The organism is Comamonas testosteroni (genome assembly GCF_014076415.1).
Lineage (GTDB): Bacteria > Pseudomonadota > Gammaproteobacteria > Burkholderiales > Burkholderiaceae_C > Comamonas > Comamonas testosteroni_F.
Genome location: NZ_CP043568.1, coordinates 1,351,012 through 1,363,798, shown reverse-complemented (window position 1 = coordinate 1,363,798; position 12,787 = coordinate 1,351,012). Strand labels below are relative to the sequence as shown.

Genomic DNA, 12,787 nt, shown 5'->3' with positions numbered 1-12,787 from the left:
ACCGACATGGATACCTCTGACACCAACTCCTCTTCACCGACCGTCAGCCCCGTTGCAGACAAGGACGAGGCCAATATGGCCAGCATTGCGCGTCAGGCAATCGTCGATGAAAAACGGGATGTGTATGGCTACGAGCTGTTTGACCGCTCGGTTGCACATAACGCACACACTGCTGCATCCGATGCGGCACTACTGTTCAATGCCCTGTCCTATGCCGGTGCCGAAGCTCTGGTGGGCAAAAAGACGGTTTTCATCAACTGCACCCATGACAGCCTGAGCGGCGGCCACCTGGAGCTGATTCACCCCGACCGTGTGGTACTGGAGGTCCCGGCCCTGCCCGCCGACGCCACCCAGGAAAACATCGAAGCCTGCCTGCCCACATTTGCGGCCCTGCGCCACCGTGGCTTTCGTCTGGCTTTTGACCAGAACCTGCTGCGCCGCAACTATGCGTCATGGCTGCCCATGGCTTCCTTCGTCAAGCTGGACATGCAGAGCTTCGGAATCGAGCATGCAGAAAAGCTGGTGAAGTTTGCCCAGACCTACACACGCGCCCAGATCGTGGCCGAGAAGGTCGAAACGGCCGAGCAGTTCGAGCATATGCTGGGCCTGGGCGTGAAGCTGTTCCAGGGCTACTGGTTCGCCCAGCCCCAGCTTGTGCAGGCGCGCACCATCCGCCCCACGCAGACCACCATCATCCAGCTCATCAATCTGGTGCGCCAGCAGGCCAGCACGGAGGAGATCGAAGAGCTGCTCAAGAAGGACCCCACACTGTCCTTCAACCTGCTGCGCTTCATCAACAGCTCGGGCTTTGGCCTGTCCTGCGAGATCACCTCCTTCCGCCATGCAGTGATGATTCTGGGACTCAAGAAGCTGTTCCGCTGGGCGGCCCTGCTGCTGACCACCTCACGCGCCGGCGGCACACCGCCGGCTGTGGGCCAGACAGCCGTGGTGCGCGGACGGCTGATGGAGCTGCTGACCGCCGAGTTGCTGCCGCCCGAGGAATGCGACCACGCTTTCGTCGTGGGCGTTTTCTCTCTGCTCGATGTGATGCTGAGCCAGCCCATGGCCAAGGCCCTTGAATCCGTGGCCCTGCCCCAGTCCGTGGTCGACGCACTGGTACATAGCAAGGGAGTTTTTGCGCCCTTCCTGGATCTGACGCGCGCCTGCGAGTCGGGCGACGAAGCGGCTTTTGCCCGCGCTGCCAATGCGCTGCAGCTGTCCAACCATCAGGTCAACTGGGCCCATCTGCAGGCGCTGAGCTGGGCCGACAACCTGACCAGCGAAGTGATCTGAGCCAGCCCGCCTGGCGACACTTCAGTGCGCTTGCTGGGCACAAGGACAAAGGGCTTGCGGCCGATGTGACCGCAAGCCCTTTGCCATTCAAGAGTGTCCCGATCAGTTGGTCTGGATGCCTGCAGCCTTGATGATCTGGGCGTTGGACCTGGACTCGGCCTCGATCTGCTTGGCAAAGTCCGCAGCCTTGCCGCCGGTAGGCACATTGTCCGTGGCCTCCAGGCGCTGACGAATCTCGGGCAGCGCCAGCGCCTTGTTCACCTCGGCATTCAGGCGAGCCAGCACGGCAGCGGGCACGCCGGAAGGAGCGAAGATGCCGAAGACCGATGTGGTGTTGGCGTTCTTGTAGCCCAGCTCGGCCAGCGTAGGCACCTGGGGCAGCGAATCCAGACGCGCCGGCGCGCCCACGGCCAGGGCCTTGAACTTGCCGGCCTTGATGTGCTGCATCACGGCCGGTCCGGCATTCGTGGACAACACCTCGAACTGTGCGCTCAGGCCGTCATTGAGCTGCTGGCCACCGCCCTTGTAAGGCACATGGGTGATCTGCACCTTGCCCTGATCGGCAATCTGCTCGAGCATGATGTGGCCCAGCGACGCCAGACCGGCCGTGGCCCAGCGCACATCGCCGGGGTGGGCCTTGGCCTGGGTCATCAGCTCGGGAAAGCTCTTGGCTGCCAGGCGGGTCGTGCCCAGCAGCAGCACGGGCGAGTACATCACGCTGACCACGGGAACGATATCCTTGTGCGGATCGAACAGCGGCTTGCCCAGGTGGGGGCTCAGCGTCAGCGGGCTGATCGACGAAAAGCCCAGCGTATAGCCATCGGGGTTGGACTTGGCGACCTGGTCCAGGCCAATCGCGCCACCGGCCCCAGCCTTGTTGTCGATCACCACCGACTGACCCAGCGACTGCGACAGCTTTTCACCCAGAGCACGGGCCACCACATCGCTCACGCCACCGGCAGGGTAGGACACCACCAGACGAATGGGACGGCTGGGCCAGCCAGCCGCGTCGGCTTTGTCTGCCGCCTGGACATTCAGGGACAAGGTGGCAGGCAGCACGGCTGCCAGGGCACAGGTCAGCATGCTGCGACGCAGAAAGTTAGTCATCACTCGAAATCCAAAAATCAAGACCTGCATTTTTGACCAAAGTGAATTCCCAGGTTGATTTGAACGACGATTCGTCAATTCATTGGACAGAAAACATCAAAATAAAACTTCAAACATTCAAATAGACTAACGCAGCAGCCGACCAGCGTCTTGGTCGGCATGCCGCAATGACGCCCGCAAGCCTTGCCGCTAGACTGCAGCCATCACCACAGAGAAAGCACCCATGGCAGAACAAAACCCTCTAACACGTCGCTCCCTGCTGCTGCAAGGCGGTGCTGCGGGCGCTGCACTGGGCACCATGGCCCTGCCCGCCTCGGCCACGACCACGCGCAAGGCCTCGCGCACCTGCGTGCTCGATGGCCTGCAGCCCGCGGTGCTCACCATCAGCGGACCCGGCGTGCAAGCCAATCGTGGCAAGCCGCAGGCCGTGGCGGACCACATGCTGATCATGCATGGCTATCTGTTCGATGCAGCCTGGTCCTGTGGCATGGATGCCCTCAACAGCCTGGAGCAGCAGACGCTCAGGACCACGCTTGAATACGATGAAGCCGAGCACAGCCTGCAAGGCCCGCTGCTGGAGCAGGTGCTGCAGGCCGCTGGCGTGGATGTAGGCCAGGCCATGGCGCGCGGCCTGCAACTGACCCTGCAGGGAATAGACGGCTATCGCAGCCAGATACCGCTGGCCCAGGCCGTGCGCTGGCGCATGCTGATCGCCACCCAGCTGGACGGCGTGCCGCTGGCCATGGGCGGCGTGGGCCCGCTCTGGGCCATTTTTGCAGCCCATCAGATTCCGGAGCTCGACCAGCTGCCCGTCAAGCAGCGCTTTCCTGCCGCCGTCTGGGGGCTGTACCACCTGCAGCTGGGCAGCGCGGCTGCCTAGGCCTGCTCAGCCGCGCGGGTGATGCTCGGCGTGCAAGGCCTTGAGCCGCTCGCGCGCCACATGGGTGTAGATGGTGGTGGTGGAGATATCGGCATGCCCGAGCAGCATCTGCACCACGCGAAGGTCGGCGCCATGGTTGAGCAAATGCGTGGCAAACGCATGGCGCAGCGTATGTGGCGACAGCGGCGAATTCACACCTGCAATCTGCGCGCATTTCTTGACGATGACCCAGAACATCACGCGGCTCATGCCCGCGCCGCGCTGGGTCACAAACACCTCCTCGGTCTGCTGTCCACCCAGAATCGCCGCTCGCGCCTGCTGCAGATAGCGCTCCAGCCAGTGCTGCGCCTCCTGACCGAACGGCACCAGCCGCTCCTTGCGCCCCTTGCCCGTCACACGCAACACGCCCGAGCGCAAGTCCAGCTCATGCATGCGCACGCCCACCAGTTCACTGACGCGCAGACCGCTGGCATACATCAGCTCCAGCATGGCGCGATCACGCAAGCCCAGCGGGCTGTCCACATCGGGCGCATTGAGCAGGGCCTCCACCTGCTCCTGGGTCAGGGTCTTGGGCATGCGCGGCGGCTGCTTGGCCGCCAGCATGCGCACCGTGGGGTCGGCAGCGACGCGCTTTTCACGCAGCGCCCAGTGAAAGTAGCGGCGCAACACCGTCAGCCGCCGATTCGACGAGGTCGCCTTGGTGTCGTCCACACGGGCCGTGAAATAGCCCTGCAGATCGGCTTCGAGTGCAGCATCCAGGGCCTTGGGCGGCTGCAGCCGGGCCAGCCAGCGCGCAGCCGCCGTCAGATCACGCCGATAGGCGGACAGGGTATTGCGCGAAAGCCCGTCCTCCAGCAGCAGGGCATCGATGAACAGATCGAGCGCATCCTGGCTCTGCGGCAAGGGCTGCGGCCAGTCATCGGGAATCTGCGGTTTGCGGGAGGTTTTCTGGACTTCGGACATGGGCTCAAGCGTACACGCTGGCGCTGCTACCATGAGCCGCGCCCACTACGCCACCCGCCATGCTTTCGACTCTTGCCATTGCCAATTACCGCAGCCTGCGCCGCCTGATCATGCCGCTGGGCCGCCTGACGGTGGTCACCGGCCCCAATGGCAGCGGCAAAAGCAGCGTCTACAAATCGCTGCGGCTGCTGGGCGATATTGCCTACGGCGGCGCCGTGCAGTCACTGGTGCGGGAAGGCGGCCTGCCCTCCACGCTCTGGGCCGGGCCCGAAGAGATCAGCCAGGCCATGCGCCGAGGCGAGCAGCCGGTGCAAGGCACGGTGCGCCAAAAAACCGAACGGCTGGAGCTGGGCTTTGCCAGCCATGGCGCAGGCGGCCTGAGCTATGCCACGGCCCTGGGCCGCCCCGCGCCATCGAGTGTGCCCAAGCCCTTTATGCAAGACCCGGAGATCAAGGCCGAGGCTGTCTGGGCCGGCCCCATACGCCGCCCCGCCAGCCTGCTGGTAGAGCGCAAAGGCCCGTCCATCCGCCTGCGCGGCGATTCTGGCTGGCAGACGCTGGAGCGCCCCATCGCGCGCTGGGCCAGCATGATGACCGAGCTGGTGGACCCGCGCGGCGCGCCCGAAATCATTGGCTTGCGCGAGCAAATCCGAGCCTGGCGCTTTTACTACCACTTCCGCACCGATGCCGATGCACCGGCACGCCAGCCCCAGCTGGGCTGCTACACACCCGTGCTCAGCGGCGAGGGCCATGATCTGGCGGCCGCACTTTTGACCATCCAGCACATCGGTGACGACGAAGCCTTGCAGCAAGCCGTGGCCGATGCGTTTTCGGGTGCCAGTCTAAGCATCGCCAGCGAAGCCGGGCGGCTGATGCTGCAGATGCACCAGCCGGGCCTGCTGCGCCCCTTGAGCGCTGCCGAGCTGTCTGACGGAACGCTGCGCTATCTGCTGCTGATCGCCGCCCTGCTCAGCCCGCGCCCGCCGCAGCTGCTGGTGCTCAACGAGCCCGAAACCAGTCTGCACCCCGATCTGCTGCCCGCGCTGGGCCGCCTCATCACCCAGACGGCGCGCCAGACCCAGCTCATCGTGGTCACGCATGCCAGCCGACTGCTCAATGCCCTCGAAGATGCGCAGCACCAGCATTGGGGCGAGCCCGAAGAGAGCGACCACCTTCCCGACTGGCAACCGATCCACCTCGATAAAGAGCTAGGCGAAACACGTATCGCCAATCTAAACGAGCGCGAGATTCCGCGCTGGGAATGGCTGGCAGCCTGAAAATCGCCTGCACATGCCCTTTGATGTGCGGCCTCGCGCCACAGCGGAAATAACAAAGCCCGAAGGCTTTTTCGGCACTTTGGGCTTGCTGCGTCTGCGCTGCCTGCTTTGACTTCAATAGCAAAGCAGGCAAGGAGTCAGAGGCTTAATCCAGTGTCAGCTTCTGCTTGGCCACGACCTGCTTGTAGGTTTCGAACTCTTCCTTCAGTTCCTTGGCGAATTCCTGAGGAGAGTTGCCCACCACCAGCGAGCCGGTGTCTTCGATGCGCTTCTTGACTGCGGGGTCCTGCAGCACCTTCTTCACGGCGGCATTGATCTTGTCGACCATGGCCTTGTCCATGCCCTTGGGGCCCAGAATGCCGTAGGAAGCCATGCGATTGACCTGGGGCAGACCCACTTCCTTGAAGGTGGGTACGTCAGGCAGCACAGCCAGACGCTGGGGAGCTGCCACGGCGATGGCCTTGAGGCGGTTGTCCTTGATGAAAGGCAGTGCCGAAGGCAGGTTGTCCAGAATCATGGGGATCTGGCCGGCAACCGCGTCGTTCAGGGCCGGGCCCGCACCGCGGTAGGGCACATGGGTCATCTGGATGCCGGTCAGCGACTTGTACAGCTCCATCAGCATGTGCTGGATGCCGCCCGTACCGGACGAGCCATAGGAGTACTTGCCGGGATTGGCCTTGAGTTCGGCCTCGAAAGCCTTGTAGCTGGCCGCACCGGGGAACTTGGGGTTCACGGCGATCACATTGGGCGTGGCCGCAATATTGATGATGGGCGTGAAGTCCGTCAGCGGGTTGTAGGGAGTCTTGGGGTTGATGGCCGGGTTGGTGGCCATGGTCGACAGGGTGGAAATACCCAGGTTGTAGCCATCGGGCTTCTGGCGCGCGGTTTCCTGCGCACCGATGACGCCGCCGCCACCGCCCTTGTTGTCCACCACCACGGACTGGCCCAGCTCTCGGCTCAATGGCTCGGCGATCACACGCGCAATGATGTCGGTCGTGCCGCCTGCGGCAAAGGGCACCAGCAGCTTGATGGGCTTGGTGGGGTAGTTGGCCTCTGCCAGCACACCAGTCGAGAAACCTACAGTTGCCAGAGCCATTGTCAGGCCCACGCACATACGACGATTCATGAAGGGGTCTCCTTATGAGTTCTGAAATGAACGGCTGATGGTACGTGCCGCAAAAAACCCGACACATTCTTGTTGGCCCTGATTTCTCAGTAATTACCCTAGATTCACACCATTTCCTTGAAGCGCATCAAAGTTCAACACGCATGAACCGAGCGACAACAGTAAGTACTACTACATAGAAACTTGGCGACAGCTTTCTCTCAGCAAACCTATGACCGGCCCTATGCTTACAGGCCGTGAACTATCTAGAACTGCTTTTTCCCGATTTCGCGCTCATCGTGCTGGGCTATGTGCTGTGCCGTTTCACGCCCATCAACCGCAGCGTCTGGCAAGCCGTGGAGCAGCTCGTCTACTACCTGCTGTTTCCGGTGCTGCTGTTCCACTCCATCACGCGCAACCCGATCCAGTGGGGCGACGCCAGCCAGTTGCTGGCCGCCGGTGTACTGGGAGGCCTGCTGGGCATTGCTCTGACCTACAGCCTTCCGCACCTGCCTCTTCTGGGCCGGCGCATCGATGCACGCGGCTATGCGGGAGCAGCGCAAGTGGCGTTTCGCTTCAACTCCTTTATCGCGCTGGCACTGGTTTCGCGCCTGGCAGGGCCGGACGGACTGCTCTATGTCTCGGTGCTGATCGGCGTATCCGTGCCGCTGTTCAATGTGGCCGCCGTCTGGCCCATGACGCGCGGCAGCGACCAGCATTTTGTCGGCCATCTGCTGCGCAATCCGCTGATCATCGCCACCGTCAGCGCCCTGCTGTTCAATGCCGCCGGACTGAGGATTCCGGCCTTGCTGGAAGCCCCCGTGGCACGCATCGGTGCGGCCTCGATTGCACTGGGCCTGATGGCCGCCGGCGCCGGCCTCAAGCTCAGTGCACTGGCCAGCAACAAGCTGCTGGCCAGCGAGTTGCTGCTGATACGCCATGCCATACAGCCGCTGATCGCCTTTGCCATGGTCCAGCTGTTCCACCTCAACCAGCCGCAGGCGATTGCGCTGATGGCGTTCTCCAGCCTGCCTACTGCCTCGTCCTGCTATGTGCTGGCTGTGCGCATGGGCTATGAAGGCTCGTTTGTGGCCAGTCTGGTGTCGCTGTCCACCATGCTTGGCTTGCTCAGCCTGCCCTTCGGGCTCTGGCTGATCGGTATTTGAATTTGATGGCTTCTTGTGCTTACTGGATAAGTGATAGAGGCCAGTTTCACTAAAAATCAGGCGCGCTGCGCCAGCGCCCAGGCCACATGCTCGGCCACCACAGGGTCGGGATGATCCGCCCGGCTCTGCAGCGCGGCCCTGATTTCGGGCCTGCCGGTTTCGCGCCAGGCATTGCCCAGGGCCACGGCCACATTGCGCAGCCAGCGCGCATGCCCGATACGGCGGATGGGGCTGCCCTCGGTCACGCGCAAGAAAGTGGCCTCATCCCAGGCCAGGAAATGCACCAGCTGAGTGCCCGCCAGTGCGGCGCGGGCGTCGAAGTCCGGCAAGACGCTGGGCTGGGCAAACTTGTTCCAGGGGCAGGCCAGCTGGCAGTCATCGCAGCCATAGATGCGGTTGGCCATCAAGGGCCGCAATTCCTCGGGAATGCTGCCCGCATGTTCGATGGTCAGGTAGGAGATGCAGCGCCGCGCATCGACCTTGTGCGGCGCGATGATGGCGCCAGTGGGGCAGGCGTCGATGCAGGACGAGCAGTTGCCGCAGTGCGCCGTGACTGCTGCGGTGGGCTCGAGTGCAAAGTCCACATAGATTTCACCCAGAAAGAACATCGATCCGGCCTCCCGGCTCAGCACCAGGGTGTGCTTGCCGCGCCAGCCCTGGCCGCTGCGGCTGGCCAGCTCGGCCTCCAGCACCGGGGCGGAATCGGTAAAGGCACGGTGGCCGAACGGGCCTATTTCCTGTGCAATGCGCTCGGCCAGCTTCTGCAGGCGGTTGCGCAGCACCTTGTGATAGTCACGGCCTCTGGCGTAGATGGAGACGATGCCTTCTTCGGGACGCTTGAGCCGGTCCCATTCCACGGCCTGCCAGCCGTCCCCGGTCACGCGCGGCAGATAATCCATGCGCGCCGTGATCACGCTCACCGTGCCGGGAACTAATTCCGCTGGTCGGGCTCGTTTCAAACCATGGGCCTGCATGTAATGCATCTCGCCATGAAACCCTTGTGCCAACCATTGCAGCAAACCGGGTTCTGCCGAGGACAAATCCACGCCCGCCACGCCGATTTGGGAAAATCCCAGCTCGCGAGCCCAGGCTTGCATCAAAGGAACCAATTGACTGCTGCTCAACATACACCCCGAATTGTAGGAAGCGAGCCCACACCGGCGCTGGCGCAGCGCCAGATACTCTGGCAGAGCGAACAGGATACCGAGCGCTTTGCCCGGCAACTGGCCGCCCTGCCCGAGCTGCGCAACGCCTATGTGACCCTGCATGGCGACCTGGGTGCGGGCAAGACCACGCTGGTGCGCCACTGGTTGCGCGCCCTGGGCGTGCAGGGCCGCATCAAGAGTCCGACCTATGCGGTGGTGGAGCCGCACGAGGCCGGCGATCTCTCGATCTGGCACTTTGACTTCTACCGCTTCGACGATCCTCGCGAATGGGAAGATGCAGGTTTTCGTGACATTTTTGCCAGCGCCGGGCTCAAGCTGGCAGAATGGCCCGAAAAGGCTGCAGCGGTTACACCTGTTGCGGATATAGCTATCCATATCGAAGCAATTGACGATGTGCAGCGACAGGTGACGCTCAAGGCTGGCACCCCCGCAGGCTGCACCGTGCTTGAAGCATTGACGGCATGAGCAAAACAACTTCCTCCACGGCTTTTCCGGATCTGCCCCGACCGGGTCTTTCCCGACCGGGTCTTTCCCGTCGCAATCTGCTGCAGGCAGGCGGCGTGGTTCTGCTGCTGGGGCGCCAGCATATTGCGCAAGGCGCGAGCATCGTGGCAGTGCGCGTCTGGCCCGCACCCGACTACTCGCGTGTCACGCTGGAATCCGATATTCCGCTGACGGCCAAGCCGGTCTTCGTGCCCAGCCCGCCGCGGCTGGCCGTCGATGTCGAGGGACTGGATCTGAACCCGGCGCTCAAGGAGCTGGTGGCCAAGGTCAGAGCTGACGATCCCAATATCGCCAGCATCCGCGTCGGCCAGTTTGCGCCAGGCGTGGTGCGCCTGGTGATCGACCTCAAGCAGGAAGCCAGGCCCCAGGTCTTTACGCTGGCCCCGATTGCCCCCTACAAGCACCGGCTGGTGCTGGACCTCTACCCCGCCAAGGCCGTTGATCCGCTGGAAGCCCTGATCAGCGAACGCCTGCGCGATACCGGCAGCACGGCCGCCGCCCCGGCACCGCACAATCCCGCCATCACGACACCGCCCCCTGCGGCGATTGCGACAGCGCCCCAGGCCGACCCTCTGGGTGACCTCATTGCCCAGCGCAACCAGCGCCCCAGCGCGCCAGCACCGGCTCCCGCGGTGATTGCACAGGCACCAGCACCTGTTCCTGTACCGCCGCCACCGGCTCCCGCGCCACGCCCGGCTCCGGCGCCCAGGCCTGCGCCCAATATTGCCACCTCGCAAAGCACGGACCGCATCATCATCGTGGCACTGGACCCCGGCCATGGCGGCGAAGACCCCGGTGCCACCGGTCCCAGCGGCCTGCGTGAAAAAGACGTGGTGCTCAAGGTCGCCCATCTGCTGCGCGAGCGCATCAACAATTCGCGTATCGGCGGCAGCCCCATGCGCGCCTTCATGACGCGCGATGCCGACTTTTTCGTGCCCCTGGCCACACGCGTGGAAAAAGCCCGCCGCGTCCAGGCCGACCTGTTCATCAGCATCCATGCCGATGCCTTCACCACCCCGGCAGCGCGTGGTGCCAGCGTGTTTGCGCTCAGCGAGCGCGGGGCATCGAGCACGGCTGCACGCTGGCTGGCCAACAAGGAAAATCAGGCCGACCTGGTGGGCGGCCTGAACGTGGGTGGACTGCAGGACCAGCATGTACAGCGCATGCTGCTGGACATGAGCACCACCGCCCAGATCAAGGACAGCCTCAAGCTGGGCACTTCGCTGCTGGGCGAGATCGGCAGCATGGCCAAGCTGCACAAGGCCCGCGTGGAGCAGGCCGGCTTTGCCGTGCTGAAGGCGCCCGACATTCCCAGCGTGCTGGTGGAAACGGCCTTCATCAGCAACCCCGAGGAGGAAGCCAAGCTGGCCTCTGCCGCCTACCGCGAGCAACTGGCCGATGCGCTGATGTCGGGCATACGCAAGTACTTCGCCCACAACCCGCCCCTGGCGCGCAGCCGATCGGTTTAAGTGCGTGCTTACACAAAACCACCGCATTCGCTGTCAGCCGGCAAGCCGGCTTGATGACAGTCGCCAAGCCTGAATGACACAGGCTTGGCCCTCTCTCCTACCTGAAAGCCAGGGCAAAAGGTTCAAGATCAGGACATGTTCTTATGAAAGCTGGCCTCTAGGGCAGCTGTACAGGAGAGACCTCATGAAACTGCGAACTCTTGCCATCACCGTGTCTGCAGCCTTCACGCTTGCCATGGCAGGCTGCTCCACCTCGCCCACCAATGCCCAGATCGGCACCGGTGTCGGCGCCGTCGCCGGCGGCGTGGTCGGTGATGCACTGTTTGGTTCCACTTTGGGCACCGTAGGCGGCGCCGCTGCAGGCGCGCTGATCGGCAACGAGGTAGGCAAGCGCAAATAAGCGCCGCGATCCGATCTGAATGCCCAACAAAGAAGCCCCGGCATGCCGGGGCTTTTTCATGGGTCAGTGCTTTTCTGGTCGGGGCAAAGCGCTGGCAAGAGCGCGGATCAGGCGGTCCTGGCCTTTTCGGCCTTGCCGGCGCGCCAGGCACCGAAGATGGCGATCAGGCCTGGCACCAGGATCAGACCCCAGATGATTTTTTCAAGATTGTTCTTCACCCATTCCATATTGCCGAAGAAGTAGCCTGCGGCGCTGATGCCCACCACCCAGAGCACGGCACCCACGACATTGAACAGGCTGAACTTGGCGCGGCTCATATGGGCCACACCGGCCACAAAGGGGGCAAAGGTGCGGATGAAAGGCATGAAGCGCGCAAGAATGATGGTCACGCCGCCATAGCGCTCATAGAAGTTGTGGGCCTGGTCAAAAGCCTTGCGGTTGAACCAGCGCGAGTCCTCCCACTGAAACACCTTGGGGCCCAGGTAGCGTCCTATCGTGTAATTGCTCTGGTCGCCCAGGATGGCTGCTGCCAGCAGCACCACCACCGCCACCGGATAGCTCATGTAGCCGGCACCGCACAGCGCGCCGACGATGAACATCAGCGAGTCGCCGGGCAGGAAAGGCATGACCACCACACCGGTTTCGACAAACACGATGATGAACAGCAGGGCATACACCCAGGGCCCATAGGCCACGACAAAGGCTTCCAGATGCTTGTCGATATGCAGGATGAAGTCGATCAGAAACTGAATGATTTCCAAAACACGGTCCTCAAAAATGGATTGGCATACCGGCGTATGCCGGCCAGTAATGTACTGCGCTCCCAAAGCCCGCAGACGCTCCGCCCCTTGCTGGAGTGCCATGTTTTTGAGAGCAAACTCACAGCTGCTTGCAGACTGCAACAAGGCCGGCCTTTTAATGCTGGTTTGTTACAAGTTTTGATAAAACTAAACGTCAACAATACGTCAGCTTGCCATTTCTGCTGGCACAGTAGAGATGTGTCGCCGCAAGCCGTGCATTGCAAATCACGACATCGGCCCCTGGCCAACAAAGTCCGGCATCTCCAGCCTCCCGCATGTGCAGGAGTGGGCACAGAGACCAGACCGCTTTCCATAACTAGCACGACGAGAGGAATACGAACATGAAGACATTCACAATGCGCTATGGCAAGGCCCTGACTCTGGCAGCCGCACTGACCGGCGCCCTGGCTCTGGGCGGCTGCGCCCATGGCCCCAGCCGTCAGCAAGTCGGTATCGGCGCAGGTGCCGTGGCCGGCGGTGCCGTGGGCAACGTGCTGTTTGGCGGCCCCGTGGGCACCATCGGCGGTGCGGCCGCCGGTGCGCTGATCGGTAACGAACTGACCAAGGGCGGCTACCGCCACCGCTAAGCCCTGCAATCGCCGCGGGCTGAACAAAGAGCTGCCAGAAGTATTCCGGCAGCTCTTTGTGTTTTCGCCC

General features: G+C 62.9%; 13 protein-coding genes. 8 read left to right on the top strand and 5 right to left on the bottom strand.

Features of this window, described 5'->3' with window-relative positions:
* The first annotated feature begins 6 nt into the window (after window positions 1-6).
* On the top strand, window positions 7-1,293 hold the full coding sequence (locus F0P97_RS06195) for an EAL and HDOD domain-containing protein (RefSeq protein WP_182286070.1): 1,287 nt from the start codon (window positions 7-9) through the stop codon (window positions 1,291-1,293).
* A 102-nt stretch (window positions 1,294-1,395) separates the two neighbouring features.
* Here the strand turns inward: F0P97_RS06195 and F0P97_RS06190 are convergent, their stop codons facing one another.
* A complete protein-coding gene (locus F0P97_RS06190) occupies window positions 1,396-2,400 on the bottom strand; it encodes a Bug family tripartite tricarboxylate transporter substrate binding protein (protein ID WP_182286069.1) in 1,005 nt (334 codons plus the stop codon).
* Between the two features lie 223 nt (window positions 2,401-2,623).
* Here F0P97_RS06190 and F0P97_RS06185 point away from each other — a divergent pair, with 223 nt between their 5' ends.
* Window positions 2,624-3,280 carry a molybdopterin-dependent oxidoreductase gene (locus tag F0P97_RS06185; RefSeq protein ID WP_182286068.1) on the top strand — a complete coding sequence of 219 codons (657 nt, stop codon included), beginning with the start codon at window positions 2,624-2,626 and terminating at the stop codon, window positions 3,278-3,280.
* Between the two features lie 6 nt (window positions 3,281-3,286).
* Here the strand turns inward: F0P97_RS06185 and xerD are convergent, their stop codons facing one another.
* Entirely contained in the window at window positions 3,287-4,243 is a 957-nt protein-coding gene (gene xerD / locus F0P97_RS06180) for a site-specific tyrosine recombinase XerD (RefSeq protein WP_182286067.1), read from the bottom strand.
* A gap of 59 nt (window positions 4,244-4,302) precedes the next feature.
* Here xerD and F0P97_RS06175 point away from each other — a divergent pair, with 59 nt between their 5' ends.
* Entirely contained in the window at window positions 4,303-5,520 is a 1,218-nt protein-coding gene (locus tag F0P97_RS06175) for an AAA family ATPase (protein WP_182286066.1), read from the top strand.
* A 145-nt stretch (window positions 5,521-5,665) separates the two neighbouring features.
* Here F0P97_RS06175 and F0P97_RS06170 read toward each other — a convergent pair whose 3' ends face one another.
* On the bottom strand, window positions 5,666-6,646 hold the full coding sequence (locus tag F0P97_RS06170; RefSeq protein WP_182286065.1) for a tripartite tricarboxylate transporter substrate binding protein BugE: 981 nt from the start codon (window positions 6,644-6,646) through the stop codon (window positions 5,666-5,668).
* 236 nt (window positions 6,647-6,882) lie between these two features.
* On the opposite strand from F0P97_RS06170, the gene F0P97_RS06165 reads away from it, so the two are divergent.
* On the top strand, window positions 6,883-7,791 hold the full coding sequence (locus tag F0P97_RS06165; protein WP_182286064.1) for an AEC family transporter: 909 nt from the start codon (window positions 6,883-6,885) through the stop codon (window positions 7,789-7,791).
* 56 nt (window positions 7,792-7,847) lie between these two features.
* On the opposite strand, the gene queG is transcribed toward F0P97_RS06165, so the two are convergent.
* A complete protein-coding gene (gene queG / locus F0P97_RS06160) occupies window positions 7,848-8,888 on the bottom strand; it encodes a tRNA epoxyqueuosine(34) reductase QueG (RefSeq protein ID WP_182286063.1) in 1,041 nt (346 codons plus the stop codon).
* Window positions 8,889-8,900: 12 nt separating this feature from the next.
* On the opposite strand from queG, the gene tsaE reads away from it, so the two are divergent.
* From tsaE to F0P97_RS06145, 3 genes are all read left to right on the top strand, one after another.
* Window positions 8,901-9,422, top strand: a complete 522-nt coding sequence (gene tsaE, locus F0P97_RS06155; RefSeq protein WP_087084744.1) for a tRNA (adenosine(37)-N6)-threonylcarbamoyltransferase complex ATPase subunit type 1 TsaE — start codon at window positions 8,901-8,903, stop codon at window positions 9,420-9,422.
* A complete protein-coding gene (locus F0P97_RS06150) occupies window positions 9,419-10,930 on the top strand; it encodes an N-acetylmuramoyl-L-alanine amidase (RefSeq protein WP_182286062.1) in 1,512 nt (503 codons plus the stop codon). The genes tsaE and F0P97_RS06150 overlap by 4 nt, the downstream gene beginning before the upstream one ends.
* Before the next feature lie 184 nt (window positions 10,931-11,114).
* Window positions 11,115-11,330 carry a glycine zipper 2TM domain-containing protein gene (locus tag F0P97_RS06145; protein ID WP_003064466.1) on the top strand — a complete coding sequence of 72 codons (216 nt, stop codon included), beginning with the start codon at window positions 11,115-11,117 and terminating at the stop codon, window positions 11,328-11,330.
* A 107-nt stretch (window positions 11,331-11,437) separates the two neighbouring features.
* On the opposite strand, the gene F0P97_RS06140 is transcribed toward F0P97_RS06145, so the two are convergent.
* Window positions 11,438-12,091, bottom strand: coding sequence for a DedA family protein (locus tag F0P97_RS06140; RefSeq protein ID WP_182286061.1), 654 nt, complete (start codon window positions 12,089-12,091; stop codon window positions 11,438-11,440).
* A gap of 380 nt (window positions 12,092-12,471) precedes the next feature.
* On the opposite strand from F0P97_RS06140, the gene F0P97_RS06135 reads away from it, so the two are divergent.
* Window positions 12,472-12,717: a hypothetical protein gene (locus tag F0P97_RS06135; RefSeq protein WP_182286060.1), complete on the top strand. Its 246-nt coding sequence runs from the start codon at window positions 12,472-12,474 to the stop codon at window positions 12,715-12,717.
* The last annotated feature ends 70 nt before the right edge of the window (window positions 12,718-12,787 follow it).

Coding starts and splice junctions, on each gene's coding strand:
- F0P97_RS06135 (WP_182286060.1), top strand. CDS start 12,472: ATGAAGACATTCACAATGCGCTATGGCAAGGCCCTGACTCTGGCAGCC.
- F0P97_RS06170 (WP_182286065.1), bottom strand. CDS start 6,646: ATGAATCGTCGTATGTGCGTGGGCCTGACAATGGCTCTGGCAACTGTA.
- F0P97_RS06195 (WP_182286070.1), top strand. CDS start 7: ATGGATACCTCTGACACCAACTCCTCTTCACCGACCGTCAGCCCCGTT.
- F0P97_RS06185 (WP_182286068.1), top strand. CDS start 2,624: ATGGCAGAACAAAACCCTCTAACACGTCGCTCCCTGCTGCTGCAAGGC.
- F0P97_RS06190 (WP_182286069.1), bottom strand. CDS start 2,400: ATGACTAACTTTCTGCGTCGCAGCATGCTGACCTGTGCCCTGGCAGCC.
- xerD (WP_182286067.1), bottom strand. CDS start 4,243: ATGTCCGAAGTCCAGAAAACCTCCCGCAAACCGCAGATTCCCGATGAC.
- queG (WP_182286063.1), bottom strand. CDS start 8,888: ATGCAAGCCTGGGCTCGCGAGCTGGGATTTTCCCAAATCGGCGTGGCG.
- F0P97_RS06175 (WP_182286066.1), top strand. CDS start 4,303: ATGCTTTCGACTCTTGCCATTGCCAATTACCGCAGCCTGCGCCGCCTG.
- F0P97_RS06150 (WP_182286062.1), top strand. CDS start 9,419: ATGAGCAAAACAACTTCCTCCACGGCTTTTCCGGATCTGCCCCGACCG.
- F0P97_RS06145 (WP_003064466.1), top strand. CDS start 11,115: ATGAAACTGCGAACTCTTGCCATCACCGTGTCTGCAGCCTTCACGCTT.